This window comes from Pseudothauera nasutitermitis, from assembly GCF_004801295.1.
GTDB classification, from domain to species: domain Bacteria; phylum Pseudomonadota; class Gammaproteobacteria; order Burkholderiales; family Rhodocyclaceae; genus Pseudothauera; species Pseudothauera nasutitermitis.
In genome coordinates this window covers 504,523-529,011 of the sequence record NZ_SSOC01000005.1, presented here as the reverse complement: position 1 = coordinate 529,011, position 24,489 = coordinate 504,523, and the positions used below count along the sequence as shown (strand labels likewise).

Annotated in this window: 24 protein-coding genes and 1 other RNA gene; 10 read left to right on the top strand and 15 right to left on the bottom strand. The window is 64.9% G+C overall.

Annotated features, from left to right (window positions below):
* Positions 1 to 22: 22 nt before the first annotated feature.
* The 6 genes from E6C76_RS15695 to E6C76_RS15670 all read right to left on the bottom strand — a co-directional run bounded on the left by E6C76_RS15695 (position 23) and on the right by E6C76_RS15670 (position 6,847).
* Positions 23 to 1,225: a CDP-glycerol glycerophosphotransferase family protein gene (locus E6C76_RS15695; protein ID WP_136349161.1), complete on the bottom strand. Its 1,203-nt coding sequence runs from the start codon at positions 1,223 to 1,225 to the stop codon at positions 23 to 25.
* 136 nt (positions 1,226 to 1,361) lie between these two features.
* Entirely contained in the window at positions 1,362 to 2,594 is a 1,233-nt protein-coding gene (locus tag E6C76_RS15690; RefSeq protein WP_136349160.1) for a glycosyltransferase, read from the bottom strand.
* Positions 2,587 to 3,339, bottom strand: coding sequence for a class I SAM-dependent methyltransferase (locus E6C76_RS15685; protein WP_211090243.1), 753 nt, complete (start codon positions 3,337 to 3,339; stop codon positions 2,587 to 2,589). Before E6C76_RS15685 ends, E6C76_RS15690 begins: the two co-directional genes overlap by 8 nt.
* A gap of 164 nt (positions 3,340 to 3,503) precedes the next feature.
* Positions 3,504 to 4,361: a glycosyltransferase family 2 protein gene (locus tag E6C76_RS15680; protein ID WP_136349159.1), complete on the bottom strand. Its 858-nt coding sequence runs from the start codon at positions 4,359 to 4,361 to the stop codon at positions 3,504 to 3,506.
* A gap of 20 nt (positions 4,362 to 4,381) precedes the next feature.
* Positions 4,382 to 6,052, bottom strand: a complete 1,671-nt coding sequence (locus E6C76_RS15675) for a hypothetical protein (RefSeq protein WP_211090242.1) — start codon at positions 6,050 to 6,052, stop codon at positions 4,382 to 4,384.
* 351 nt (positions 6,053 to 6,403) lie between these two features.
* The gene (locus E6C76_RS15670; RefSeq protein ID WP_136349157.1) at positions 6,404 to 6,847 is read right to left on the bottom strand and encodes a pilin; all 444 of its coding nucleotides are present in this window, start codon (positions 6,845 to 6,847) and stop codon (positions 6,404 to 6,406) included.
* 446 nt (positions 6,848 to 7,293) lie between these two features.
* Between E6C76_RS15670 and E6C76_RS15665 the strand changes: the two genes are divergently transcribed.
* The 4 genes from E6C76_RS15665 to rpoH all read left to right on the top strand — a co-directional run bounded on the left by E6C76_RS15665 (position 7,294) and on the right by rpoH (position 11,150).
* Entirely contained in the window at positions 7,294 to 8,274 is a 981-nt protein-coding gene (locus E6C76_RS15665; protein ID WP_168734362.1) for an ABC transporter substrate-binding protein, read from the top strand.
* 117 nt (positions 8,275 to 8,391) lie between these two features.
* Entirely contained in the window at positions 8,392 to 9,288 is an 897-nt protein-coding gene (locus tag E6C76_RS15660; protein WP_136349156.1) for an ABC transporter permease, read from the top strand.
* Between the two features lie 86 nt (positions 9,289 to 9,374).
* Entirely contained in the window at positions 9,375 to 10,169 is a 795-nt protein-coding gene (locus tag E6C76_RS15655) for an ABC transporter ATP-binding protein (protein WP_136349155.1), read from the top strand.
* 126 nt (positions 10,170 to 10,295) lie between these two features.
* The gene (gene rpoH / locus E6C76_RS15650) at positions 10,296 to 11,150 is read left to right on the top strand and encodes an RNA polymerase sigma factor RpoH (RefSeq protein ID WP_136349154.1); all 855 of its coding nucleotides are present in this window, start codon (positions 10,296 to 10,298) and stop codon (positions 11,148 to 11,150) included.
* A gap of 77 nt (positions 11,151 to 11,227) precedes the next feature.
* Here rpoH and E6C76_RS15645 read toward each other — a convergent pair whose 3' ends face one another.
* From E6C76_RS15645 to E6C76_RS15635, 3 genes are all read right to left on the bottom strand, one after another.
* On the bottom strand, positions 11,228 to 11,614 hold the full coding sequence (locus E6C76_RS15645) for a type II toxin-antitoxin system VapC family toxin (protein WP_136349153.1): 387 nt from the start codon (positions 11,612 to 11,614) through the stop codon (positions 11,228 to 11,230).
* Positions 11,611 to 11,844, bottom strand: coding sequence for a type II toxin-antitoxin system Phd/YefM family antitoxin (locus E6C76_RS15640; protein WP_136349152.1), 234 nt, complete (start codon positions 11,842 to 11,844; stop codon positions 11,611 to 11,613). The genes E6C76_RS15645 and E6C76_RS15640 overlap by 4 nt, the downstream gene beginning before the upstream one ends.
* Positions 11,845 to 11,905: 61 nt before the next feature.
* Positions 11,906 to 12,499: an SCO family protein gene (locus E6C76_RS15635; RefSeq protein ID WP_136349151.1), complete on the bottom strand. Its 594-nt coding sequence runs from the start codon at positions 12,497 to 12,499 to the stop codon at positions 11,906 to 11,908.
* 265 nt (positions 12,500 to 12,764) lie between these two features.
* Here E6C76_RS15635 and E6C76_RS15630 point away from each other — a divergent pair, with 265 nt between their 5' ends.
* Positions 12,765 to 13,898: a M48 family metallopeptidase gene (locus tag E6C76_RS15630; RefSeq protein WP_136349150.1), complete on the top strand. Its 1,134-nt coding sequence runs from the start codon at positions 12,765 to 12,767 to the stop codon at positions 13,896 to 13,898.
* A 7-nt stretch (positions 13,899 to 13,905) separates the two neighbouring features.
* Here the strand turns inward: E6C76_RS15630 and E6C76_RS15625 are convergent, their stop codons facing one another.
* Genes E6C76_RS15625 through cbiB form a run of 3 tightly spaced genes read right to left on the bottom strand, consistent with a single transcriptional unit; the run spans position 13,906 to position 16,787 of the window.
* Positions 13,906 to 14,820, bottom strand: coding sequence for a cobalamin-binding protein (locus E6C76_RS15625; protein ID WP_230976287.1), 915 nt, complete (start codon positions 14,818 to 14,820; stop codon positions 13,906 to 13,908).
* 13 nt (positions 14,821 to 14,833) lie between these two features.
* Positions 14,834 to 15,823, bottom strand: a complete 990-nt coding sequence (cobD, locus tag E6C76_RS15620) for a threonine-phosphate decarboxylase CobD (protein ID WP_136349149.1) — start codon at positions 15,821 to 15,823, stop codon at positions 14,834 to 14,836.
* Positions 15,816 to 16,787 (bottom strand): adenosylcobinamide-phosphate synthase CbiB, encoded by a 972-nt coding sequence (gene cbiB / locus E6C76_RS15615; RefSeq protein WP_136349148.1) that lies wholly within the window; start codon positions 16,785 to 16,787, stop codon positions 15,816 to 15,818. The genes cobD and cbiB overlap by 8 nt, the downstream gene beginning before the upstream one ends.
* Before the next feature lie 38 nt (positions 16,788 to 16,825).
* On the opposite strand from cbiB, the gene E6C76_RS15610 reads away from it, so the two are divergent.
* The 4 genes from E6C76_RS15610 to ssrS all read left to right on the top strand — a co-directional run bounded on the left by E6C76_RS15610 (position 16,826) and on the right by ssrS (position 19,083).
* Positions 16,826 to 18,337, top strand: coding sequence for a cobyric acid synthase (locus E6C76_RS15610; protein WP_136349147.1), 1,512 nt, complete (start codon positions 16,826 to 16,828; stop codon positions 18,335 to 18,337).
* A complete protein-coding gene (locus E6C76_RS15605; protein WP_230976286.1) occupies positions 18,334 to 18,564 on the top strand; it encodes a hypothetical protein in 231 nt (76 codons plus the stop codon). The genes E6C76_RS15610 and E6C76_RS15605 overlap by 4 nt, the downstream gene beginning before the upstream one ends.
* Before the next feature lie 20 nt (positions 18,565 to 18,584).
* On the top strand, positions 18,585 to 18,881 hold the full coding sequence (locus tag E6C76_RS15600) for a cell division protein ZapA (RefSeq protein WP_136349146.1): 297 nt from the start codon (positions 18,585 to 18,587) through the stop codon (positions 18,879 to 18,881).
* A gap of 21 nt (positions 18,882 to 18,902) precedes the next feature.
* Positions 18,903 to 19,083, top strand: a non-coding RNA gene (ssrS, locus tag E6C76_RS15595) — 6S RNA.
* 53 nt (positions 19,084 to 19,136) lie between these two features.
* Here ssrS and E6C76_RS15590 read toward each other — a convergent pair.
* Both E6C76_RS15590 and E6C76_RS15585 read right to left on the bottom strand, forming a co-directional pair.
* Complete coding sequence (locus E6C76_RS15590; protein WP_136349145.1) at positions 19,137 to 20,330, bottom strand: CaiB/BaiF CoA transferase family protein; 1,194 nt, start codon at positions 20,328 to 20,330, stop codon at positions 19,137 to 19,139.
* Between the two features lie 2 nt (positions 20,331 to 20,332).
* Complete coding sequence (locus E6C76_RS15585; protein ID WP_136349144.1) at positions 20,333 to 21,514, bottom strand: acyl-CoA dehydrogenase; 1,182 nt, start codon at positions 21,512 to 21,514, stop codon at positions 20,333 to 20,335.
* Between the two features lie 169 nt (positions 21,515 to 21,683).
* On the opposite strand from E6C76_RS15585, the gene E6C76_RS15580 reads away from it, so the two are divergent.
* The gene (locus E6C76_RS15580; RefSeq protein WP_211090241.1) at positions 21,684 to 22,475 is read left to right on the top strand and encodes an IclR family transcriptional regulator; all 792 of its coding nucleotides are present in this window, start codon (positions 21,684 to 21,686) and stop codon (positions 22,473 to 22,475) included.
* On the opposite strand, the gene E6C76_RS15575 is transcribed toward E6C76_RS15580, so the two are convergent.
* The gene (locus tag E6C76_RS15575; protein WP_168734361.1) at positions 22,433 to 24,352 is read right to left on the bottom strand and encodes a methyl-accepting chemotaxis protein; all 1,920 of its coding nucleotides are present in this window, start codon (positions 24,350 to 24,352) and stop codon (positions 22,433 to 22,435) included. The genes E6C76_RS15580 and E6C76_RS15575 overlap by 43 nt on opposite strands.
* Positions 24,353 to 24,489 lie beyond the last annotated feature (137 nt).

Sequence of the window (24,489 nt, the reverse complement as noted above, 5' to 3'; positions counted from 1 at the left end):
CAGCAATCGAGCTTCGCGAGCCTCAATGGCCGCAGAGCAACTGAAGCCGCTCAACGTAACGACTGGTCGCGTTGCCGTCTGCGTAAGGCCCCCAGACATATTGCTTCGTCGATAGGTGTGCAGCCCCATGGATCGACCAGTATCTCTGCGGGTCGGTCAACGCGTTTCGCAAACCCTCCAGCAATTCTTCCATGCCATGCACGATGGGGCCGAACCTGCACTCGGGTCCGAGCGAATGCCCTTTCGCAAACGGCGCCGGCACATCGAGGAAGAAGGTGGGCCGGTCGAGGACCAAGTAATCGAATGCAATCGACGACCAGTCACACACCAGTGCATCGCTGATGAACAGAAGCGCCTCCGTATTCGGGAACCGCGTACCCGGCAGGGCAACGATACCGGGATAATCACCGCCCGACACATCGCCGCTGTTCATGTGACTGCGAAAAAGGACGGTCACTCCGTGTCCGGACGCAAAATCCGATAGCGCCCCGAGAAATTTTTGTTCGGAGCAGCCGAACGGATAAATGCTTCGTCCGCGGTCGTCCTGCGCCCAAGTCGGCGCAAACATGACTAGCTTGCCGCAGGTCGACGGGTTCAGTCCGAGGTGCTGAATAATGCCTTCGGGATTGTGGCTGCGATTAACCAAGGCATCTGTGCGCCCGTACCCGGTCGGGTGCACGATGGCAGGCTCAAATTCCGCCATGCGAACGTATTGTTCTCGCTGCGTTTCCGATGCGACCCAGACCTCGTCATAGTGATGCAAGGTGCGGTAATCGTCTGCGTCGAAGCCCTTGAAGCCGAAGCCGTGCCAGACATCGAAGAACCGGAGCCCCAACCGTTGGTAGGCTCCAAGCAATGGTTGCAGCGAATGCAGGCCGTGATCGCTGACCAAGGCTGTAGCGCCGGCCAAGATGCGCGAACAACCCATGCCGCCGGCCCATACACAATCCACTCCAAGTGCGGCCAGCTCCTGGCAATACGCGCCATCCATGCTCAGAAATACCGGACGCAACCCAATACTGGGATTGCTCCGCGAATAATCATGTAGCGCCAGCAGATTACCATTGAGTTTGTGGCCGTACAGGATGACATTCACAACCGCTTGGCGCTTCTGATCCCGGTGCTTATGTCCGGTAGCCCAGCGCAATACCAAACCAAGAATACCTTGCCCCATGAATGCGAACAGTAATAGCCAGTGTTTTGGATTGCGCTTGTTGATTTTCATTTTTTGTGGATGTTCCAAAAATCCAGATTTCGACGAATTTTGATCTTTGAAGTAGTGATTGGGGGGGGGGCGTCGAGATTTGGTGCGATTTTCGATTTTCCTTTGAAATCCCCCTTTGTGGCTGACCACAGCACGCCTATTTTTCCATTGGCGTGAGGCATTCTGAAATTATATGTGCGTATTCCTGAGAAATTCTTGCCCAGCCCATATGTTGCGTGGCAGTCGCGCGAATGTTATCTGCGTACGTCTGTGCCATCGTAGGAAAACACAATGACTCAATTATTTTGTTGGCCAATGCGGGTACGTCGTGCACGTCGAGGCACACTGCATCTGCCGCTCCGCCCAGCAGGTCTTCTAGACCTGCAACATCGCCAGCGATGATCGGACACCCACAAGCCACCGCCTCCATCAATGCGACAGGCAGGCCTTCCTGGTCGCCCGAGTCAGTTCGCACGAACGGCGCTACGAACAGTGCTGCGCGACGATACAGAGGAGGTAGTTCGGCCTGTGGCATTGCCCCGATAAACGAAACCGCCGATGCGATTCCAAGGTGGGATACCTGTTCTTTGAGAGTCTTTTCCTCTGGGCCGAAGCCGATCACTGTCAAATGGGCATCGGGTACGGCTCGTAATATGGCAGGCAACGCATCGAGGAGATAGCGCAAGCCTTTTTTCTCCACCAGTCGACCAACGAAAAGAATTTCGTACTCACGACGGGGTACTGCCGAGTCCGGGAAAAAAAGACCGGAAAGATCCACGCCCATCGGCAGCACGGAAATTTTATCTCTTGGCACATTCAGGCAGGCGATCCGCTTGCGCATGGCACTGCTGACAACGGTTACCGCAGAAGCTTTTCGTGCGACGAAAGCCTTGATCCTATCAAGCCACGGACCCTTCAATGCATACAAATCGGCGCCATGCGATGTCACTACATAAGCTACTTTCCGCCCCGGCAGGCTTTGCAACAAGGCAGCGATCAGACCTTGCGGAATCAGCCAGTGGGCATGGATCACATCGACCTTCTCTCGCCGGCACAGCCGCCAGGCCCACCAAGCTTGCATCAGGATGAAACCGGGCACCAGTAGCAGCTTCCAGCGGTGCAGTTTCAGGTTGGTGACGATGCCACCGTCGTTGACCAGTGTTTCCCATCGCTCGGGCGCATAGTGGTAACGCATGATCTCCACTCCATCGAGTACTTCGTGCGGCTGTGCGCCTGGCGCATGGGGACACAGCACGATGACACGAAACCGATCCGTAAGGCGTTTGGACAGTTCATGGACAAAGCCGGGTTCCGGGTCGTTTTGCCAACGGGGGTAGGTGGAGGCAAGAATGAGCAGGCATGCTTTGCCGTCGGGCTCTTGTCTATACATTGGCCAACGCCGCCCGGTTTTTGGCAAACAAATAGACGTGGGTTGGACTGGTCACGCGAAACATTTGCAAAACCGGCATGGGTAGCAGAGCCGCCAGTTTGGCAGCAATGGGGGGTTGGTGCTCTGCGTCGATCATTGCCTTGACCGCTTGAGCGAACTGGTTTTCGTACACCAGCCCACAGGCTTGCAGGCAGGATTCCAGGCTATACATTCCCAGTGGCTCACAGTCGTAGTAAAACCCGCGCCCACGCCAGCGCAGATAGGGGCTGCGCATACGGTGTGGCAGCCAACTGAGAAAGGCGAGATGGTAGTGTGGCTCGATCAATTGCCAGCGGCTCGGAACGGCCAAGTAGCCTCTGCCATCGTTGCGTAGGACTCGTTTCAGTTCGTGGAGGTGATGTCTTTGATCCTGTGTCGCTCCCACATGCTCAATGACATGATTGCTGATGACCGCGTCAAACATGCCATCAGGAAACGGCAAGGCCGTGCTCTTGACCAGATCAAATTGATAACCGGTGCTCACTACACGTTGGTCTAAGACATCTACCGCATTGACAACGCCACGCTCGTTCAGCAATTCACTGAAGTATTGGGCAATTGCTCCAGAGCCCGTACCAACTTCAAGCACCCGTACAGGTCGGCCATCTGATGGGCGCAGCGCCAGTAATTCAGCAATTTTTTGTGCCTTGCGCAAACGTCCATGCATGTCCAAGGCTGCATGAGGCTGCCGCATTTCAGGTTTCATCGTGCCGCGGTTTATTCCGTGTCTAATGTTTACTCGATCAGATCACATTGGCAAACGGCTACTGCCATGCTTTGTGTGCCAACAAGCGGCACAAGTGCGGGGGCAACGCTCCTTGATGTCTGGTCTGTGGCAAACGCTGGATGGTATGCAGTCCACGGGAGCAATCAACGCTCCTCATCCCGGTACATTAACGCTGTGATCTGCTCGGAAATCAGCCCCATCATGAACGTGATGACCGAGCCGGTGTACAGCAGCGCGCTCATGTTGGTAAACCGGCGAATGGATAGATAGGTATATCCATACCACCCCGTTGCTAGCAGAAACATCGCCAAGGCTACCGGCGCGAACAGTTTCATGGGCGAGAACAGAGTGCCGATCTTGAAGATAATGAGCAAAAATCGTGTCCCGTCCCGCAGTAATCGGATATGGCTCTTGCCGATGCGCCGGGCGGCATGAATCGGTTCATAGGCCACCGAATAGCCGGCGCGGAAGAAGGCCATCGTGATTGTTGTAGGATAGGAAAAACCATTGGGCAGCAAATATAGGAATTCGCGGAATTTTTCGGCGCGCACGGCCCGAAAGCCGGAGGTCAGATCTTCCACCTTGTGGCCCGTCATGTAGCTGGCCAACCGGTTGTAGAAGTGGTTGGCTAGGCCACGCCCCACGCTGGCCTGTGAGCCTCTCTGGCGTGCACCCACCACCATGTCGTAGCCTTCATCCAGCTTGGCCAGCAGGCGGGGAATATCCATCGGATCATGTTGGCCATCGGCGTCCATGAATACGATGACTTCGCCCCCGGCTGTACGGGCACCAGTCTTGATCGCCGCGCCGTTGCCTTTGGAGTATGGGTGGCGAACGGCCTTTGCGCCATGAGTTAAAGCAATGACTGCGGTGTCGTCGGTGGAGCCATCATCCACCACGATAATCTCGACCCCCGGAAGTATGGAGGTCAGATGGGAGAGCAACTGTACGAGCGTTTTGGCTTCATTGCGTGCGGGGATGACGATGCTTAGGCTGGGCATGGTGGCGTGGGGGGCATGGCTTAGTCAATAGTCCGTGAAATGCCGGGCACGGATGGCGTGTGCTGCTTGGAGGCCTTCAGATCTTCCTTCAGTATGTTTTCTACACGCTCGAATTCCATGTCGTAGATTTGGCGTGAGCGTTTCAGTTTCCTGTCGGGTTGAGCCAGATAAATTTCGTGTGCCTGTGCCAGCAACACCATCGCTTCGGCGGGATACCCGGAATTCGCCACATGGGCAACCATGCTCATGGCTGCGTCGGTGTCGGCATAGCGGCGCATGGCGATGCTCAGTAATTCGGTAGCCTGTGTTGCCTCGTGTTCGGCAAGCAGCAGCAAACCCCGTAAGTAAGGGGAAAGTCTGCGGAACAGAGCGACCCTGCGGTAGTGGGGGTATTCGTCCATGCTTTCCAGCAGGCCAAGAGTCCATTTGCGGTAAGCCGTGCTTTGCTTTGACGTGATGAGCTCCTCGGTGATCATGCGTAAGCCCAGCACTGCCTGTGCATCGAATTGCTGGTCGGCCAAGCGTTGCTTGGCAAGCTCGAAGTCCGCTTCTATGGCTATGCCAAGCGATACGCGCTGTAAAAGCCACTGCATGGTTAGGAGAGAACTGTGTGGCAGGCGTTCGGCGGCCTGTTCCAGATGATGCATGCCTTCGGCCGTGCGCCCTTGCTTGAACAACTGTACTGCCAGGTAATTCTGGGCGCGTGGTGAGTCGGGGGTGGCCAATGCCCAATAGGTTTGCAATTTATTGGTGTCGCCCCAAAGCGTGGCTCTTTGCCATGTGAAAAAAGATAGCAGCATCAGTAGCGCACAGCACGCCGCAATTGCAGCTGTGGGGCGGATGTGCTGGGCGGTCCAGGCCAGGGCGCAGGCGATCGGTAAAAAGAGGAACGCCGCGGCAGCGTAATTGCGGTGCTCGAAGTACAGTTCCAGTCCGATGACGCTGGATTCGATCAGGTGGGCACTGAGGAAGAACAGGATGGCCAGGCTGAATGCGGGCCAGGTACGGCGCAATGCAATGGCCAGGGCGGCAAGAGTCGCCAGCCCGATAGTGGCAACCAGAGTGCCGGGAGGGCTCAGCCAGCCGCGCGAAATCAGGAAACCATCCTGAAAAAGGCCGCGTCCCTCAATGCGCGGTACCCATAGATGATAGAGGTATTCCCAGAGGATGCGCGGCTGGGTCATGAGCCGTTCGACCTGATTGAACGGTCGGGTCGGCCACAGATCGGGCGAGAAGTTGATGCGTTGGGCGAGGTAGAAAAGGATGGCCAGTGCGGGTAGCCATAAGAAAACGGCTCGCCAACGCCAGTCGGGTTTGTTCTCGTACGGGTAGGAAACAGGCTGGCAGAATTCGACGATGCAGATCAGCAACGGGAGGAGCGCACCGTTTTCCTTGCTCAATACGGCCAGTAAAGTGCCCAAGGCCACGGAGCAGGACATCCATGCGTACGCTGCGCGTGGGCGGGTTGGCAGGAGCAGGCGGCCGTGCAGGTAGCCGGCAAGCCCCGCAAACATGAACAGGGTGGCCAACTGGGCCATGCGCTGCACTACGTACAGGGTGGTGGACACCATGTAAGGGTGCAACAGCCATAGCCCCATGTTGAGCACAGCGAGCCACTGGGCGGTCCGTTCGCTTTTGCCCCACAGACGCATCAGCAGCAGGGTGGCCCAGCATAGCGCAAGGCCGGTCAAGAGATGAAAGGCTAGGTTGGTAGGCTTGAAATAATTAGCTTGGCTGGGCCAAGTATTGTCATTCAGTAAAAAACTAGCCAAAGCAACGGGGCGCCCGGTTGGGCCTGCATTTCCACCTAGAACAAAGCTTTGGAGGGAGTCCCGGTTATTTACTCCACCATATGCACCAAGTGGGGATAAATTAGGCGTGTCGTCGAATAGAAATCCACCTTGTAGCCCCGGGGAATAGACGATTGAGCACAAGATGAGTAATGCGAGAAGTGCCAGCGCAGGCTGTTTTAAGCGTGACAGGGCGAGGCTCCAAAAAAAACTGCCCGCTTTAGCGGGCAGTTACATACCAGACAGGAAAAATTACGAGCGGCAGGAGGTCGGCACGAATTTGTTATCGACCGGATCGTCGCCACCGGGCTTGCACACCCAGGTAATAGCCCCGGCTTGGCTGATTGGGCTAAGAACCAGCGTTTTTCCCCGAATTCCTGTGGAAACACCAGTGCCCTTCATCGCAGCGATGATGGTTCCATCAGCCTGGACCGACACGGAAGCAACGTAATTGCCGGTAATATCAGTGGCCGGCGAAAGTCCAGCTTCAGTGTTGCCGGCAGGCCAATCACCTTCCGATGTTCTGAATTCAGTGACCGCAGTACGAGCGCCACCGGCCAGCGTCATTGCTTCGGCCATCTGGGCCCGCGCGGTGTAATCCTGATACGCCGGCAGCGCCACGGCAGCCAGAATGCCGATGATCGCCACGACGATCATCAGTTCGATCAGGGTGAAACCTTGCTGCATCTTCTTCATGGAATTCTCCTGGTTGGTTGTGCGGTGTGCTGAGCCGTACCGCTCGGACAGCACCAATGCATAGGCCGTGCCAGCGCGTAAATACTGGTTTTTCGGAGGAATTGCTGAAGATGCAGGCTTCCGGCTTGTCCATTCTTGACGCATTCCGGGCGGGAATTGTCAAATCTTGACAATATGGGTGGCCACTGTGATCGACCGGTTGGCCTCTGCGGCCCTTTGCCAGCGTGGACTTTGCCGGGACGATGAAGCCGGGGGCCGCAAAGCGGCGGGGGTGGCGTGCTGCGGTGGGCTTCGATTCCGAGGGGCGCACTTTTCGGGAGAGAAGCACCGAAAACGCGCCAAAGTCCCCGCAAACGACACGCTATCCACGCTAAGATACGCGCTTTTCCAGTGTTGCCTGCGTGTTACAACGCGGCGTGCGTCCAGTCACTTCAAAGGAGACACAGATGTTCAGCGTTCCCGCCCGCTTCCTGCAGAAAAGCTGTCTCGGCATGTTGTTGGTTGCCGCGGCGTTTGCCGGTCCCGCCGTTGCTGCCGACAAGGCGGTTTCGGTGACCGCGATCGTTGAACACCCGGCGCTCGATTCGGTGCGCGATGGGGTCAAGGAGGAACTTGCCGCACAGGGTTTCGAGGCCGGCAAGAATCTGAAGTGGGAGTACCAGAGCGCCCAGGGCAACCCGGGTACGGCCGCGCAGATCGCCCGTAAGTTCATCGGCGACAAGCCGGACGTGATCGTCGCCATCGCCACGCCGTCGGCGCAGGCCGTGGTGGCGGCCACCAAGAGCATCCCGACCGTGTATAGCGCGGTGACCGATCCGGTGGCCGCGCAGCTGGTCGCGGGCTGGGAAGCCTCTGGCACCAACGTGACCGGCGTGTCCGACCTGCTGGAGCTGCAGAAGCAGATCGACCTGATCAAGCAGGTGGTGCCCAACGCCAAGCGCGTGGGCATGGTGTACAACCCGGGCGAGGCCAACTCCGTGGTGGTCGTGGAGCAGTTCAAGAAGCTGCTGCCGGCGGCGGGGCTGACCCTGGTGGAAGCCACCGCGCCGCGTACCGTGGATGTGGGCCAGGCCGCGCGCAGCCTGGTGGGCAAGGTGGATGTGGTATACACCAACACCGACAACAACGTGGTGTCGGCCTACGAGGCGCTGGTGAAGGTGGCGACGGATGCGAAGATTCCGCTGATCGCTTCCGATACCGACAGCGTGAAGCGTGGCGCCATTGCCGCGCTGGGCATCGACTACAAGGATCTCGGCCGCCAGACCGGCAAGGTGGTGGCGCGCATCCTCAAGGGCGAGGCGCCGGGTACGATCGCCTCCGAAACCAGCGACAAGCTGCAGCTCTTTGTGAACCCCAAGGCTGCCGCCAGCCAGGGCGTGACGCTGTCGCCGGAATTCGTCCAGTCGGCCGCTTCCATCATTGAGTGATCCGGGCGCGGGGCTTCATGCCCCGCGTTTCGTTCGTAGGGCGGGTGGTCCGCGCGCCACCCGCCGAATCCGCCAGATCGGCTTTACCGGCCAGGTACAGTAAAGGCCCCGTACCCGATGACCTTGTATTCCTTCATGGGCGCGCTGGAGATCGGTTTGATCTTCAGTCTGGTCGCTCTTGGGGTGTTGATCTCGTTCCGCATCCTGAATTTCCCCGATCTCACGGTGGACGGCACCTTCCCGCTCGGCGGGGCGGTGGCGGCCACCCTCATCGCGTCCGGCAGCGATCCCTTCACGGCCACGCTGGTCGCGACTGCCGCGGGCGCCTTCGCGGGCATGCTCACCGGCTGGTTCAACGTGCGCCTGCGCATCATGGATCTGCTCGCTGGCATCCTGCTGATGACCGCGCTGTACTCGATCAACCTGCGCATCATGGGCAAGCCCAACGTGCCGTTGATCTTCGAGCCCACGGTGTTCTCCGTGCTGCTGCCGGGCGTGTTGCCCGACTATATCGAGAAGCCCCTGCTGCTCGTGGTGGTGGTGCTGGTGATCAAGTTCGCGCTGGACTGGTTCTTCTCTTCCGAAACCGGCCTGGCGATGCGGGCCACCGGCGCCAATCCGCGCATGGCGCGCGCCCAGGGCGTGGCCACCGGGCGTGCCAAGCTGGCCGGGCTGGCGCTGTCCAACGCGCTGGTGTCGCTGGCCGGGGCGCTGTTCGCGCAGAGCCAGGGTGGTTCGGACATTTCCATGGGCATCGGCACCATCGTCATCGGCCTGGCCGCAGTGATCATAGGCGAGAGCGTGCTGCCGGCGCGCCGGCTGATCTGGATGACGCTGGCGGTGATCATCGGTGCAGTGCTGTACCGTTTCTTCATCGCGCTGGCGCTCAACAGCGAGTTCATCGGCCTCAAGTCGCAGGATCTCAATCTGGTGGCGTCCCTGCTTGTGACCTTTGTGCTGGTGCTGCCCATCCTCAAGCGCAACCTGCGGCTGCGCGGCAGGCAAGGGGGCTAAGATGGAACGACCCCCACGCTCATTACATTCGCTGCCTCCCAAGGGGGCGCAGGCCTCCCTTGGGGCGGCCCGGCGGGAGGCCTGACATGCTCAGCGCGAAGAACCTCAAGATCACCTTCAACGCCGGCACGCCCATCGAGAACCGCGCGCTGCGCGGCCTGTCGCTGGACATCCCGACCGGCCAGTTCGTCTCGGTGATCGGCTCCAACGGCGCCGGCAAGTCGACCTTCCTGAACGCCATTTCGGGCGATCTGCTGGTCGATGAGGGCAGCGTCACCATCGACCACACCGACGTCACCCGCAAGCATGCCTGGGAGCGCGCGGACCTGGTCGCCCGCGTGTTCCAAGACCCGATGGCCGGTACCTGCGAGGCGCTCACCATCGAGGAGAACATGGCGCTGGCGATGGCGCGCGGGCGGCGGCGCGGCTTCAGCTTCGCCCTCAACCGGCAGAACCGCGAACTGTTCCGCGAGAAGCTGGCGATCCTCAATCTCGGGCTGGAGAAACGCCTCACCGACCGCATCGGCCTGCTTTCCGGCGGCCAGCGCCAAGCCGTCAGCCTGCTGATGGCCTCGCTGCAGCCGTCGCGCATCCTGCTGCTGGACGAGCACACCGCCGCGCTCGATCCCAAGACTGCAGCCTTCGTGCTTGAACTCACCGCGCGCATCATCGAGGAGAGCAAGCTCACCGCGATGATGGTCACCCACAGCATGCGCCAGGCGCTGGACTATGGTTCGCGCACGGTGATGCTGCACCAGGGGCAGGTGGTGCTCGACGTCAGCGGCAAGGAGCGCGAGGGCATGGACGTGCCGCATCTGTTGGAGATGTTCGAGCGCACGCGCGGCGAGAAGGTGTCCGATGACGCGCTGCTGCTGGATTGAGCGCCTGCTGCATACGTCTGGTAACGCCTTCGCCGGGCTTGCCGCGCGCAACGCGGTGAACTTTCCGGGCGCTTTAGCACTCTCACGTGCCGAGTGCTAAAATCGCACCGAGGAGGACAACCGCACATGACCCAAGCCCTGTCGTTCCCTATTCCCGCCGCTGGCAGCATCGACCAGTACATCCAGTCCGTGAACCGGATGCCGATGCTCTCCGAGCATGAAGAGGTGGACCTGGCGACCCGCTTTCGCGAGGAAGGCGATCTGGACGCGGCCCGCAAGCTGGTGATGTCCCATCTGCGTCTGGTGGTCGCGATCGCGCGCGGCTATCTGGGTTACGGCCTGCCGCACGCCGACCTGATCCAGGAAGGCAACGTCGGCCTGATGAAGGCGGTGAAGCGTTTCGACCCGACGCGCGGCGTGCGCCTGGTGTCGTTCGCCATCCACTGGATCAAGGCGGAAATCCACGAGTACATCCTGAAGAACTGGCGTCTGGTGAAGATTGCCACTACCAAGGCCCAGCGCAAGCTGTTCTTCAACCTGCGCAGTCTCAAGCAGGATACCGGCACGCTCTCCGCCGACGAGGTCGAGGCGGTGGCCGCCCAGCTCAAGGTGAAGCCCGAGGAAGTGGTGGAGATGGAAACCCGCCTCACCGGGCGCGACCTGCCGCTGGATGGCGGCTCGGACGACGAGGACGAGCAGCGCTTCGCGCCCATCGCCTACCTGCCCGATCCGCAGGCCGAGCCGTCCGAGGCGCTGGAGCAGGCCCAGCTTGCCCATCTGCGCGACGAAGGCCTGAAGAACGCGCTGGCCAGCTTGGACGAGCGCAGCCGGCGCATCGTCGAACGCCGCTGGCTGACCGAGGACGACTCCGCCACGCTGCATGAACTGGCCGCCGAGTACGGCGTGTCGGCGGAGCGCATCCGCCAGATTGAGGCCAAGGCCATGCAGAAGATGCGCGGGATGCTCGACGCCGCAGTGTGACCTGGCGGAGACGGCCCCACAAAGAACAAAGGCAGCCGCGGCTGCCTTTGTTCTTTGTGGGGCCGGAAGTTTTCCAATTACCAGACGACCTCGGTGCCGAAGCGCTTGAAGGCGGGGTCGATGGTAACCAGTGTCAGGCCGTCCAGTGCGCTTTGTGCGGCAAGCACGCGGTCGAAAGGATCACGATGATCCACTTGGTAGGAGCCGGCTTTCAGGGCGTGAAGGTAGGTGACCGGCAGGTGCTCGAAACCGTCAGCGGCTACCAGTTCGCCGAAGCGGTCGATGGCTTCGATGGCTTCATTCAGCTTGCCTAGGCGGTGCTTGGTGGCAATTTCCCACGCGCTTGCGGCGCTGACGAAGACGGTGTTGGATTCGTCGGCGATCGCCCGCCGCGCCCCGGCGGACAGGCGTGGATCGTCCGTGAACCACCACAGCAGGGCATGGGTATCGAGGAGCAGGTTCATCCGCGTTCCCAGGCGTTGATCTCGTCTTCGGGCAGCGGCTCGAAAAACGCGTCGCCGATGTGACCCTTCAGACGACCGGGCTGGCGCTGCGGCCGGGCCGGCGTCAGCGGCACGAGGCGGGCATAAGGCTTGCCCGCTTTGGCCAGGATGATCTCCTGGCCCGCATGGGCCTGTTCGAGCAGCCGGGAGAACTGTGTCTTGGCTTCGTGGACATTCACGGTAAGGGGCATGATGCGGTCACTCCCAGTGGTTGGCTAACCTGCGGACCAAGTCTAGCACGCGTGGGGTGATCTACCGTCCTTCCAGCAACTGGCGGATGTCCGCCGCGATGTTCTCCGGGGTTTCTCCATGCTTGAGGTACAGCCGCATGCGCCCCTGGGTGTCGAACACATAGGTGCCGGCGGAATGATCGATGGTGTAGTTCATCCCGCTGGTGTCGCCGCTCTTGCGGTAGAACACGCGGAATTCCTTGGCAACCTCGGCGGTCTGCTCCAGGCTGCCGTACAGGCCGACGAAGCGCGGATCGAACACCGGCATGTACTCGGCCAGCAGGGCCTGGGTGTCGCGCTCCGGGTCGACGGTGACGAACAGCGCCTGCACGCGATCGGCATCCGGACCGAGCAGGCGCATCACTTCCGCCATGTTGCTCAGGCTGGTCGGGCAGACGTCCGGGCACTGGGTGAAGCCGAAGAACAGCGTGACCACCTTGCCGCGGAAATCCTCCAGCGTGCGCGGCTGACCATTGTGATCGGTCATCGCGAGCTGGCGGCCATAGGGGGCGCCGGTGACGTCGGTGGCATTGAAGGTGGGGGCGGGGGCTTCGCAGCCAGCCAGCAGGATGGCGGCCGAGAAAGCCACGAGAGCACGTCGGAACAGTGGGGGCATGGGGGCGTGGGGCCGTGGGCGGCTCGTGTATTTGTACGTGTGCGGCCCGGCGAGCCGCGCGGCAAGGCGCGCCGGTCGACACGCGCTGGACGGAGAAAAACGCGCCGCGCGAGGCGGTTACTCTAGTCGACCCGCTGCCGGTGCGCAAACCGGTAGCCATAAACGTGACATGTGCATTGCTCCAAATGCAAGGAAATTGATCTGAAGCAAAAAGTCACCCCGTGGAATCGACTAAGTTGCCAGCGTCCCCCTCCATGAGCCGCCCATGTCCGAGATCCTTTCCGCGCCTTCCCGGCTGGGTGCCGTGCATGCCCGCCTGGCCCGCCGTCTGACGCTCTCGGCGCTTGGCGGGTTTTGCCTGCTCGGTGGCGCCTTGCTTGCCGCGCTGGGTGGTGCGCTGTGGGCGGTCTGGCGTGCGGTGCAGATCGGCCTGGCGCCGGAATTCGCGGTATGGATGGTGGTGGCGCTGGCGTGCCTGCTGGTTGCCCGCCGGCTGCTTGCGCTGATCGTCATCCCGGCGCCCGGTCCTTACGGCATTCCCTTGGGCCGCGAAGAGGCCAGCGCCCTGCATTACCGTATCGACGAGGTCGTCCGCCGCATGGGGGTGCCACGCCTGGACGGCGTGTGGGTCACCGACGAGATGAACGCCTCGGTGCTGCAACGCCCCCGCCTGGGCTGCCTGGGGGGGGTCGAAACCCACCTGATGATCGGCCTGCCGCTCACCCACTGCCTGACCCGCCGACAGTTCCTCGCCGTGCTGGCCCACGAGTTCGGCCACCTGGTCGCGCAGCGCAGGGGGCTGGGCGCGTGCGGCGCGCATCTGCGCTCCTGGTGGCTGCGCGTGGCCGAACGCACGGTGGAACTGTATCCGCGCCTCGAAGCCTGGGTGGACCGTCGTTCCCGTGCCTACACGCTGGAAATGCTGCGTCTGGCCCGCCTCGAGGAATTCGAGGCCGACGCGGTGGCCGCCAGCGTGGTCGGGCGCCGGCTGCTGGGCGAGGCCTTGATCGAGGTGTCCGCCAAGGACCGCTTCCTGCGCGAGGATTACTGGCCCAAGGTGCTGGCGCAGTGCGAGTCCGCGCCCGAGCCGCGCATCCGTCCGTTCCGCGAGATGGGCCTGGGCGTGGCGGCTGGTTTCCATGCCGGCGGCCGCGTGCATGGCGGTTTCTGCGGCGACGGCGGGGCGGGTTCCCTGCATCCCTCGCCGGCTGAACGCTTGCGCGCGCTGCGCGTATTGCCGGGCGCGGAGGTGCGTCCCGGTCCATCCGCGGCCAACCACTATCTGGCCGAACTGCTGCCCCATCTGGCCTGGGCCTTCGATCGCCACTGGTGGAGTTGCGCCGGGCGTACCTGGCGGCGCGCCTACCGCATGGCGCGGCGGGATCAGATCGACGACTGAATCCCGCTCAACCCGCCGGCCGTTTGGCGCGCGCTTCCTCCAGGAAAACGCACATCCGTTCCGCGCCGTCGAGCAGGCGCGGCGTATGGCGCTGGAGCAGTTGCGGCGGCACGAAGTACAGGTTGTCGTTGCGGCTCGCCAGCAGTTCCTTCCAGTTCCGCCAATTGTCCAGCCATTCCGGGCGTGCCTGGTCCATGCCGCTGGCCAGAATGACTTCGGGATCGGCCAGCAGCACCGCCTCGGTGCTGAGGGTCGGGGCGATCTGCGGGAGATCGGCAAACACGTTCTCGCCGCCGCACAGACGGATCGCGTCGGAAATCAGATGCTGGCCATTGACGGTCATCAGCGGCCGGTCCCAGACCTGATAGAACAGGCGCACAGGCGGGCGGGACGCATAGCGTTCGGCCAGTGCCGCACGGCGTGCGCGGAAGGCCTCGGCCGCCGCGCGGGCGGCAGCTTCGGTACCGGCCAGGATGCCCATGGCTTCCAGACTGCGCGCCACGTCGTCCAGGCTGTGCGGATCGTTCAGGTAGATCGGCACGCCCAGGGCGCGCAGTTTGTCCAGGCTGGCGGCGCGGTTGCCGCCTGCCCAGCCCACCACCAGATCGGGGCGCAGCGCGGCCACCGCTTCCAGGTCGAGCTGGGTGTAGCCGCCCACCTGCGGCAGGCGGGTCGCTTCTTCCGGGTAGTCGCTGTACGCCACCACGCCGACCACGCGCTCGTCCGCGCCGGCGGCGAACAGCACCTCGGTGACGTGCGGCGCGAGCGCGATGATGCGCTGGGCCGGACGGGGCAGCACGACCTCCTGCCCGGTGTCGTCGACGATGCGCACGGGGGCGGAGAAGGCGGGCACGCTGATGAGCAGTGCGGTGCAGGCGGCGAGGAAGGCGAGCAGACGGCGGTGCATGCGGCGGGTGTCCATGGGGTGGGGGCGTTCAGATGCGCAGTTCGCGCGTGACGTTTTCCAGTGCGTTGTCCAGCCTGTGCCAGGCGGCTTCGTCGGCGGGCAGGCCGAAGCGCACGGCGGCGGGGCTGGCGAACAGCCGGACCAGGATTCCGTGGCGGGCCAATGCGTCGTGCAGGGCGGCGGCGCGCGGGTGGGGGAGCCACTGGAACAGCGCCGGGCCGGCGGGTTCGCCGGGCAGATGGCGGCGCAGCAGGGTGGCGAGGCGTTCGCCCTGTTCGGCCAACTGCCGGCGGGTGGCCTGCTGCCAGTTCGTGTCGGCCAGTGCGGCACGGGCGGCGTGCCGGGCGGGGCCGCTCAAGGTCCATGGGCCGAGATGTTCGGCAAGCTGTTTGCGCAGTTCTGCCTCGGCCAGCACGAAGCCGACCCGCGCGCCGGCCAGCCCGAAGAACTTGCCCAGCGAGCGCAGCACCACCAGGCCGGGGCGCCCGGCCTCGCCCGCCAGGCTTTCGCCGGGCTCCGCATCGATGAAGGCTTCATCCACCACCAGCCAGCCACCGCGTCCGCTCAGTTCGGCATGCCAGCCCAGCAGGCGTTCGCGGGTGAAGCGTACGCCGCTGGGGTTGGCGGGATTGGCCAGCACCAGCACGTCCGAATGTCGTGCGGCTTCGTCGAACTGTTCGGCCGGCCAGGCGGTGGGGGCATGCCTGCGCCAGGCGTGGGCGTGTTCGGCGTACAGGGGGTCGAGCACCGCCACCCGGCACGGCGTGCGCAGCAGGGGCAGGGCCTGGATGGCGGCCTGCGAGCCGGCCACCGGCAGCAGTTCGCGCGTGCCGTAGTAGGCTGCCGCCGCGTCCTCCAGGCCGTCATCCTCTTCCGGCAGGCGCTGCCAGACCTCGGCCGGGATGGGCGGGGGCGTGTAGCCGCAGGGATTGATGCCGGTGGATAGATCCAGCCAGTGTTCCAGGGGAATGCCGTGGCGTTGCGCTGCCGCGCGCAGCCGGCCGCCGTGCTCAAGCATGTGGAGGCCCCCCCTGGAGCAGGAAAACCAGTGCCGCCACCGCGCCGCAGACGGCCAGCCACAGCAGCATGCCGTGCCGTACCAGACGCACCGCGTGCAGCAGGATGGCGGCATCCGCCGGAGGGCCTTCGCCCAGCACCGGGCGGTTTTCCGTGCGTCCGTGGTAGATTGCCGCGCCGCCCAGGCGCACGGCCAGCGCACCGGCGCCGGCGGCCATCACCGGGCCGGCGTTGGGGCTGTCCCACTGCGCGGCCTGGGCGCGCCAGCAGCGCAGTGCGCGGCGGGTGTCGCCGAGCAGGGCGTAGGTGAGCGCGGTGAGCCGCGCGGGCAGCCAGTTCAGCACGTCGTCCAGGCGTGCGGCGGCACGGCCGAAGTGCAGGAAGCGCGGCGTGCGGTAACCCCACATGGCGTCCAGCGTGTTCGCCAGGCGGAACAGCAGGGCACCAGGGCCGCCCGCGACGAGAAACCAGAACAGCGTGCCGAACACCGCGTCGTTGCCGTTTTCCAGCACCGATTCGGTCGCGGCGCGCGCCACGCCTTCTGTATCCAATGCGCGGGTGTCGCGGCTGACGATGTAGCCTACGCGTTCGCGCGCCAGCGGCAGCTCGCCGGCAGCCAGCGGCGCGGCGATGGCCATGGCGTGTTCGGTGAGGCTGCGTGCGCCCAGCGCGAACCACAGCAGCGCGATGTCCACGATCCAGTGGGCATGCGGATGCACACCGCGTAGCCACAGCGCCAGCGCCGCCCAGGGCAGCACCGCCAGCGTCCAGGCCAGCATGCCCAGACCGATGCGCGCGCGGGCGGAGCGATGGCCGCGATTGAGCCAGTCCTCCAGGCGGTTCGCCAGATGGCCGAAGCCCACCAGCGGATGGCAGCGGCGCGGTTCGCCGAGCAGGCGGTCGGCCAGCAGGCCGGCGGCAAGCTTGAGGAACACGATGGAGGCGGGGAACACGGCGAAGGCCATGGGATAATCGACGTCTTTCAGACCCCGGATTCTACGCGATGCCGCAACCCGCCACGCTGATGGTGCAGGGCACCACCTCGGACGCCGGCAAGAGCACGCTGGTGGCCGGCCTGTGCCGCCTGCTCGCGCGCCGCGGCGTGCGCGTGGCGCCCTTCAAGCCGCAGAACATGGCGCTCAATTCGGCGGTGACCGCCGACGGCGGCGAGATCGGCCGCGCCCAGGCCTTGCAGGCACTGGCCGCCGGGCTGGCGCCGCACACCGATTTCAATCCGGTGCTGCTCAAGCCTTCCAGCGACGTGGGCGCGCAGGTCATCGTGCATGGCAAGGTGGCGACCAACCTCGACGCGCGTGCCTATCACGACTACAAGCCGAAGGCGATGGCAGCGGTGCTGGAGTCCTGGGGGCGCCTGCTGGAGCAGTTCGAATGCGTGCTGGTCGAGGGGGCCGGCAGTCCGGCGGAGATCAACCTGCGCGCGCGCGACATCGCCAACATGGGCTTCGCCGAGGCAGTCGATTGTCCGGTGATCCTGGTGGCCGACATCGACCGGGGCGGCGTGTTCGCCCATCTGGTCGGCACGCTGGAACTGCTCTCGCCGTCCGAGCGCGCGCGGGTGAAGGGCTTCGTGATCAACCGCTTCCGCGGCGACATCGGCCTGTTGCAACCCGGGCTGGACTGGCTGGAGGCGCGCACCGGCCTGCCGGTGCTGGGCGTGCTGCCCTATCTGCACGGCCTGTTCCTCGATGCCGAGGATGCACTGGGCAGCGCGCGCGCGGACAAGGGCGAAATCCGCCTGCGCGTGGTGGCGCCGGCCTTTCCGCGCATCTCCAACCATACGGACCTGGATGCGCTGCGCCTGCATCCGCAGGTGGATTTCCGCTGGGTCGGTCCCGGCCAGGCGATTCCGCCCGCCGACCTGATCGTGCTGCCCGGCTCCAAGAGCGTGCAGGCCGATCTGGCCTGGCTGCGTGTGCAGGGCTGGGAGGCCGTCATCCAGCGCCACCTGCGCTACGGCGGCAAGCTGATCGGCGTGTGCGGCGGCTTCCAGATGCTCGGCCGCCGGCTGGAAGATCCGGCCGGGCTGGAAGGTGCGCGTGGCGGCATGGCCGGTCTGGGCGTGCTGGACATGGAAACCGTGCTGGAGGCCGGGAAGCAGTTGGCCAACGTGAGCGGCGAGCTATGCCTGCCCGGCGGCGCGGCAGTGGCCGGTTACGAAATCCACATGGGCGTGTCGCGCGGTGCCGCGCTGGAGCGCCCCGCACTGCGGCTGGCCGACGGGCGCGCGGACGGTGCGCTGTCTGGGGATGGGCAGGTGCTCGGCACCTATGTGCACGGCCTGTTCGACCGTCCGGAAGGGCTCGCTGCCCTGCTGGCCTGGGCCGGTGCGGAGGAGACGGCGCATGTGGACCTGGCCGCGCGCCGCGAGGCCGACCTCGACCGTCTGGCCGATGTGCTGGCCGAAGCCCTCGATCTGGGCCGGCTGGCGGACTGCCTGGGCGGCCGCGCGGGCGCCGTGCTGCGCACGGACGATTCCATCCGGGTGCTGGCTTGACCACCCCCAGGGCGACCTCTACCATCGCCGCCATGGAAGAAGAACTCACCCAGCTCGAAAACCGCATCGAGCAACTCGTCACCCTCTACGAGGGCATCAAGGCGGAAAACCGCGATCTGCGCAGCCGGGTGGCCAAGCTGGAAGCGGACAACCGCGCGCAGGGCGAGAAGCTGCGCCTGGCCGGCGACAAACTGGAAGAATTGCTGGCCCGCCTGCCGGTGGCATGAACGAGGGAGAACGCGTACCCATGGAAACCCTCGACATCCGTCTGCTGGGCAAGGAATACCAGGTGGCCTGCCGGCCCGAGGAGCGCGACGCGCTGCTCGCGGCGGTGGCCCTGCTCGACGACAGGCTGGCCGAAGTGGCCCGCCGCACGGGCTCCTCGGGCGAGCGTCTGGCGATCATGACGGCGCTCAACATCGTCCACGAGCACCTTCAGCAACAGCGCGGCGGCGGGTTTGACTTGCCTGCCGCGAAGCGTAGAATCGGACTTATGACGGCACGCCTCGACGGGGTGCTCGCCCAGCAGGAAAAGCTGTTCTGAGCGAGGAGTTGCCGGCCCATCAATCCCCTGCAGTGTTCGTGGAAGCCGTAGATTCCTTGAACCAATAGTCGAGAGACTCGGTTGCGAACCTGAACGCCGCGGTGTGCATGCCCCGACTGGGGAAGCCTGAAGCGGTTGGCAAGCGACCACCCTGAACCCTAGGTTCAGGATGCCCGGTGAACACGGCACAGGCGGGGGGCCAAACAGCAAGGCGCGATTCATGTGAATCGCGCCTTTTGCTTTTCCGATGGCCGTTCAGCCGATGATGCCGCGCGTGCGCAGTGCTGCCAGCGTGGCCGCGTCCATGCCCGGCAGGGTGCCGAGCACCGCGTCGGTGTGCTCGCCGACCCGTGGCGGCGCGTCGCGGTAGGCCGGCGGGGTGGCCGACAGGCGCAGCGGATTGGCGACCTGCGGCACGCCGTCGATTTCCGTGCGCAGGCCGCGATGCACGACCTGCGGATCGGCGAACACGCGTGCCAGGTCGTTGATCGGCCCGCCCGGCACGCCGGCGGCTTGCAGCGCGGCGACCCACTCGTCGGTGCTGCGCATCACCGTGGTCTGGCGCAGCAGCGGAATCAGGATGTGGCGGTGCTCGACGCGCGCGGCGTTGGTGGCGAAGCGTGCGTCGGCGGTCCATTCCGCGCGCCCGGCCAGTTGGCAGAACGCGGCCCACTGGCGGTCGTTGCCGATGGCCAGCACGATATCGCCGTCGGCGCTCGGAAAGGCCTGGTAGGGCACGATGTTGGGGTGGGCGTTGCCCATGCGCGCGGGTGCGCGGGCGGAGACCAGATAGTTCATCGCCTGGTTGGCCAGGCAGGCGACCTGCACGTCGAGCAGCGCGAGGTCGATGTACTGGCCCTCGCCCGTACGCTCGCGGTGCGCCAGTGCGGCGAGGATGCCCACGGTGGCGTACAGCCCGGTGAGGATGTCGGTGAGTGCCACGCCGACCTTCTGCGGCGCGCCGTCCGGCTCGCCGGTCAGGCTCATCAGCCCGCCCATGGCCTGCAGCAGGAAGTCGTAGCCGGGGCGTGCTGCGTAGGGGCCGTCCTGGCCGAAGCCGGTGATCGAGCAGACCACCAGGCGCGGGTTCAGCGTGCGCAGCGCGGCGTGGTCCAGCCCGTATTTGGCCAGTCCGCCGACCTTGTGGTTCTCGATCACCACGTCAGCTTCCTGGGCCAATTGGCGTACCAGTGCCTGGCCTTCCGGCCGGGTGATGTCGATGGCCACCGAGCGCTTGTTGCGGTTGGCGGCGAGGTAGTAGGCCGCCTCGCGCCGGCCGTCGGCCTCGAACCACGGCGGCCCCCAGGCGCGCGTGTCGTCGCCGCTGCCGGGGCGCTCCACCTTGATGATCTCCGCGCCCAGGTCGCCGAGCAGTTGCGAGGCCCACGGGCCGGCCAGCACCCGCGAGAGGTCGAGCACCTTCAGATGGGAGAGTGCGCCGTCGGCCATGGTCAGCAGAACGCCTGGATGCCGGTTTGCGCGCGGCCGAGGATCAGCGCGTGGATGTCGTGCGTGCCTTCGTAGGTGTTCACCACTTCCAGATTGACCAGGTGGCGGGCTACACCGAATTCGTCCGAGATGCCGTTGCCGCCCAGCATGTCGCGCGCCGTGCGTGCCACCTCCAGCGCCTTGCCGCAGGAGTTGCGCTTCATCAGGCTGGTGATTTCCACCGCCGCCGTGCCCTCGTCCTTCATGCGCCCCAGGCGCAGGCAGCCCTGCAACGCCAGGGTGATTTCGGTCTGCATGTCGGCGAGCTTCTTCTGGATGAGCTGGTTGGCGGCCAGCGGGCGGCCGAACTGCTTGCGGTCCAGCACGTACTGGCGCGCGGTGTGCCAGCAGAATTCGGCCGCGCCCAGGGCGCCCCAGGCGATGCCGTAGCGCGCCGAATTGAGGCAGGTGAACGGGCCCTTGAGGCCGCGTACATCCGGGAAGGCGTTCTCGTCCGGGCAGAACACCTCGTCCAGGACGATCTCGCCGGTGATCGAGGCGCGCAGGCCGACCTTGCCGTGGATGGCCGGGGCGGAGAGGCCCGGCCAGCCCTTTTCCAGCACGAAGCCGCGGATCCGGCCTTCCTCGTCCTTGGCCCACACCACGAACACGTCGGCGATCGGGCTGTTGGTGATCCACATCTTGCTGCCGGAAAGCCGCCAGCCGCCGTCCACCTTCCGACCCCGGCTCGCCATCGAGCCGGGGTCGGAGCCGTGGTCCGGTTCGGTGAGGCCGAAGCAGCCGATCCATTCACCGCTGGCGAGCTTTGGCAGGTACTTGCGCCGTGTGGCTTCGTTGCCGAATTCGAAGATCGGCACCATCACCAGCGAACTCTGCACGCTCATCATCGAACGGTAGCCGGAATCCACCCGTTCCACCTCGCGGGCGATCAGCCCGTAGCTCACGTAGTTGAGCCCGGCGCCGCCGTACTCCTCGGGGATGGTGGGGCCGAGCAGGCCCAGTTCGCCCATCTCGCGGAAGATCACCGGGTCGGTGCGTTCATGGCGGAAGGCTTCGGTGACGCGCGGCATCAGCCTGTCCTGCGCGTAGGCGCGCGCGGTGTCGGCCACCATGCGCTCTTCGTCGGTGAGTTGCTGTTCGAGCAGCAGCGGATCGTCCCAGTGGAAGGAAGGATGGTTTGCCATGTGTGCGGCCTCCTCGAGTGGCATTGTTCCGCTGTGCGGAATCTCATATCGAATGTGTGCTGCTATGCTGGCAAACATTCGCCTCCATCGGAAGGTTCAGGGTCATGCACTACAAAAAAAGCTGGAATTTCAGCAATTTTGTTCCGCCATGCAGAACATGAGCCGGGATTTGCCTCCGCTCGGAGAGGTCGCCGAAGCGCAGGACGACCGCCAGTTCGTCACCGCGCTGGCGCGCGGGCTGGAAGTGCTGCGCTGCTTCTCGGCACAGACCCGGCTGCTGTCCAACAGCGAACTGGCCGCGCGCACCGGGTTGGCCAAATCCACCGTGTCGCGGCTCACCCATACGCTGCTGCGCCTGGGCTACCTGCGCCAGGACGAGGCTTCCGGGCGCTACCGGGTGACGCCGGCGGTGCTGGCGCTGGGGCAGGCCGCGCTGGGCAACACGCGGGTGCGCGAGATCGCCCGCCCGCTGATGCAGGATCTGGCCGAGTACGCGCAGGTGCAGGTGGCGCTGTCCACCCGTGAGCGGCTCGACATGATCTATCTGGAAAACTGCCGGCCGCGCGCGCTGGTGACGCTGAAGGTGGATCCCGGCGTGCAGTTGCCCATCGTGTCCACCTCCATCGGCCGCGCCTTCCTGTGCGGGCTGCCGGCGGCGGAGCGCGATTACCTGCTCGGGCACGCCCGCCAGCGCGCGCCGGACAACTGGGCGGCCACCGAGGCCGGCATCCGCAAGGCGATGGCCGAGCACCGCGTGCTGGGCTACTGCACCTCGCTGGGCGACTGGAAGCGCGAAACCAACGCGGTGGCGGTGCCCTTGCGCTGTCCGGACCACGACCTGCTGGTGCTGTCGGCCAGCGGCCCGGCCTTCGCGCTCACCGCCGAGCGCATCGAGAAGGACCTGGGGCCGCGTCTGGCCTATCTGGCGCGTGCCATCGAGGCAGCCGCCGGCGAGGGTTGAGCCTCGCCGGCGATGTGGAAGTACTCCAGCAGTTCGTGCAGGCGGCGCGCCTGTCCGCCCATCTGCGTGGCGGTGGCGGCCAGTTGCTCGGAAGCGCTGGCGTTGTGCTGCGAGGCCTCGCTGAGCTGGCTCATGGCGGTGTTGATCTGGCCGATGCCGCTGGCCTGCTCGGCCGAGGAGGCGGCGATCTCGCGCACCAGTTCGGCGGTGCGGCGCACGTCCGGGACGATCTTCTCCAGCATCCCGCCGGCGCTTTCCGCAGTGTTCACGCTGTGCCCGGTCAGTTCGGCGATCTCGTGCGCCGCGACCTGGGCGCGTTCGGCCAGTTTGCGCACCTCGGCGGCGACCACGGCGAAGCTTTTGCCATGGGCGCCGGCGCGCGCGGCCTCGATGGCGGCGTTGAGGGCGAGCAGGTTGGTCTGGTAGGCGATGTCATCGACCACGCCGGTGCGCGCGGCGATCTGCTGCATGGCGGTAACCGTCTCGCGCACCGCCTCGCCGCCCGCGTTGGCCTCGTGCGCGGTGAGCCCGGCGATTTCCCCGGTGGTGCGCGCGTTCTCGCTGGCGTGGTCGATGGCGGCGGAGATCTGCTCGATGCCGGCGGAGGTTTCCTCCACGCTGGCGGCCTGCTCACTGGCGCTCTGCGACAGGGATTGCGCGGTGCCGCTGACCTGTGTGGCGGCATCGGTGAGCTGGTCGGCGGCCGCGCGGATTTCACCGATGGTGCGCGACAGGCGCTCGACGATGTGCTTCATCGACAGCAGCAGCTGGCCGGCCTCGTCCTGCCGGTCGACCTCGATGCGCACGCGCAGGTCGCCCCCGGCAATGCGCTCGGCGGCCTGAACCGCGCCGCGCAGCGAAGCGAGGATGCCGCGCACCGTGAGGCCGAACCACAGTGCCAGCAGCAGGCTGGCGGCCGTGAGCGCGCCGGCCACCCACAAGCCGGCGCGGACCTCGGCGGACAGGGCGGCGAGCCGGGCGTCGAGTTCGGCGGAGAGCAGGTCTTCCACTTCCTTCATGCCGTCGATCTTGCGGGTGATGGCGGCGAACCAGGCCGCCGGTTCGATGCCGAAACCGCCGCTGGCGGCGCGTTCCAGCGCCACCGCGCGCATGCGCGCCACCTCGCGGGCTTCGACCGAATCCTGCTGGCGCTGGAACAGCGCCCGTGCGTCGTCGCCGCCGAAATCGCGGAAGGCCGCCAGGTAGGTGTCCTGCGCGGCGACGATGGCGATGAAGCGGCGGTACAACGCGGCATCGAAGGCGTCGGCGGAGAACGCCGCGTTGAGCGTGGCGCGCTCGCGGCCGGCCTGTTCCTTGGCGTGGATGAACATCAGGTAGCCGAGCAGGGCCTGCGAGACGGACTGCTGGTCGCTGAGGCGGTGGGTGGCGGTGATCAGTGCGAGATGGCGGTCGATGGCGGCAGTGTAGTAGGCGAAGCTGGCGGCGCCGTCGGTTTCCAGCGCGCGCACTTTGGCGCGCATGTCGGCAAGACGATCGAGCTCCGCGCGCGCCTCGCCCAGCGCGACGGCGAAGGAAGGGTCGCCGAAACCGGCAGCGAGCCCGGCCAGGCGGTCGCGCAGTTCGGCAGCGTAACGGTCGGTGAGCGTGTGCTGGGCGCCAAGTTCGGTATCGAAGCGCTGCCCGCGCGAAGCCAGGAAGCCGGCGGACAGCCCGCGCTCCTTCTGCAGTTCGTGGATCAGCGCGCTCGCGCGCACGGCCACGGCGGACAGGGTTTCCACCGTGGACAGGGCGCGGGCGGCAGCGATGCGCTCGGCCATCTGGCCGACGGCGAAGTACAGCAGGCCGCCCACCAGCAAGGCGACGGCGGTGAGCAGGCGGGTGCGGATCGAGGTGTTGCGGAATGGCGCGAACAGCATGGCGTGGTCTCCCCCTTTTTTATTGCGCGGACAGTGTGTCCGCGATAGGCCGAACGTAGTATGTCGTGATTGTGCGGCTCCGGCTTCAGCAACCATCCTAGGGCGGCGCATCAGCGCCGAAAATGTTGCAGATCAAC

Bases quoted from the DNA above. Each gene is read 5' to 3' on its own strand.
- E6C76_RS15625 (WP_230976287.1), bottom strand. From the start codon at position 14,820: ATGGACACCCGCCGCATGCACCGCCGTCTGCTCGCCTTCCTCGCCGCC.
- E6C76_RS15600 (WP_136349146.1), top strand. From the start codon at position 18,585: ATGGAAACCCTCGACATCCGTCTGCTGGGCAAGGAATACCAGGTGGCC.
- E6C76_RS15690 (WP_136349160.1), bottom strand. From the start codon at position 2,594: ATGTATAGACAAGAGCCCGACGGCAAAGCATGCCTGCTCATTCTTGCC.
- E6C76_RS15585 (WP_136349144.1), bottom strand. From the start codon at position 21,514: ATGGCAAACCATCCTTCCTTCCACTGGGACGATCCGCTGCTGCTCGAA.
- E6C76_RS15640 (WP_136349152.1), bottom strand. From the start codon at position 11,844: ATGCCCCTTACCGTGAATGTCCACGAAGCCAAGACACAGTTCTCCCGG.
- cobD (WP_136349149.1), bottom strand. From the start codon at position 15,823: ATGCTTGAGCACGGCGGCCGGCTGCGCGCGGCAGCGCAACGCCACGGC.
- cbiB (WP_136349148.1), bottom strand. From the start codon at position 16,787: ATGGCCTTCGCCGTGTTCCCCGCCTCCATCGTGTTCCTCAAGCTTGCC.
- E6C76_RS15655 (WP_136349155.1), top strand. From the start codon at position 9,375: ATGCTCAGCGCGAAGAACCTCAAGATCACCTTCAACGCCGGCACGCCC.
- E6C76_RS15645 (WP_136349153.1), bottom strand. From the start codon at position 11,614: ATGAACCTGCTCCTCGATACCCATGCCCTGCTGTGGTGGTTCACGGAC.
- E6C76_RS15660 (WP_136349156.1), top strand. From the start codon at position 8,392: ATGACCTTGTATTCCTTCATGGGCGCGCTGGAGATCGGTTTGATCTTC.
- E6C76_RS15630 (WP_136349150.1), top strand. From the start codon at position 12,765: ATGTCCGAGATCCTTTCCGCGCCTTCCCGGCTGGGTGCCGTGCATGCC.
- E6C76_RS15670 (WP_136349157.1), bottom strand. From the start codon at position 6,847: ATGAAGAAGATGCAGCAAGGTTTCACCCTGATCGAACTGATGATCGTC.
- E6C76_RS15635 (WP_136349151.1), bottom strand. From the start codon at position 12,499: ATGCCCCCACTGTTCCGACGTGCTCTCGTGGCTTTCTCGGCCGCCATC.
- E6C76_RS15665 (WP_168734362.1), top strand. From the start codon at position 7,294: ATGTTCAGCGTTCCCGCCCGCTTCCTGCAGAAAAGCTGTCTCGGCATG.
- E6C76_RS15685 (WP_211090243.1), bottom strand. From the start codon at position 3,339: ATGAAACCTGAAATGCGGCAGCCTCATGCAGCCTTGGACATGCATGGA.
- E6C76_RS15575 (WP_168734361.1), bottom strand. From the start codon at position 24,352: ATGCTGTTCGCGCCATTCCGCAACACCTCGATCCGCACCCGCCTGCTC.
- E6C76_RS15590 (WP_136349145.1), bottom strand. From the start codon at position 20,330: ATGGCCGACGGCGCACTCTCCCATCTGAAGGTGCTCGACCTCTCGCGG.
- E6C76_RS15680 (WP_136349159.1), bottom strand. From the start codon at position 4,361: ATGCCCAGCCTAAGCATCGTCATCCCCGCACGCAATGAAGCCAAAACG.
- E6C76_RS15610 (WP_136349147.1), top strand. From the start codon at position 16,826: ATGCCGCAACCCGCCACGCTGATGGTGCAGGGCACCACCTCGGACGCC.
- rpoH (WP_136349154.1), top strand. From the start codon at position 10,296: ATGACCCAAGCCCTGTCGTTCCCTATTCCCGCCGCTGGCAGCATCGAC.
- E6C76_RS15695 (WP_136349161.1), bottom strand. From the start codon at position 1,225: ATGAAAATCAACAAGCGCAATCCAAAACACTGGCTATTACTGTTCGCA.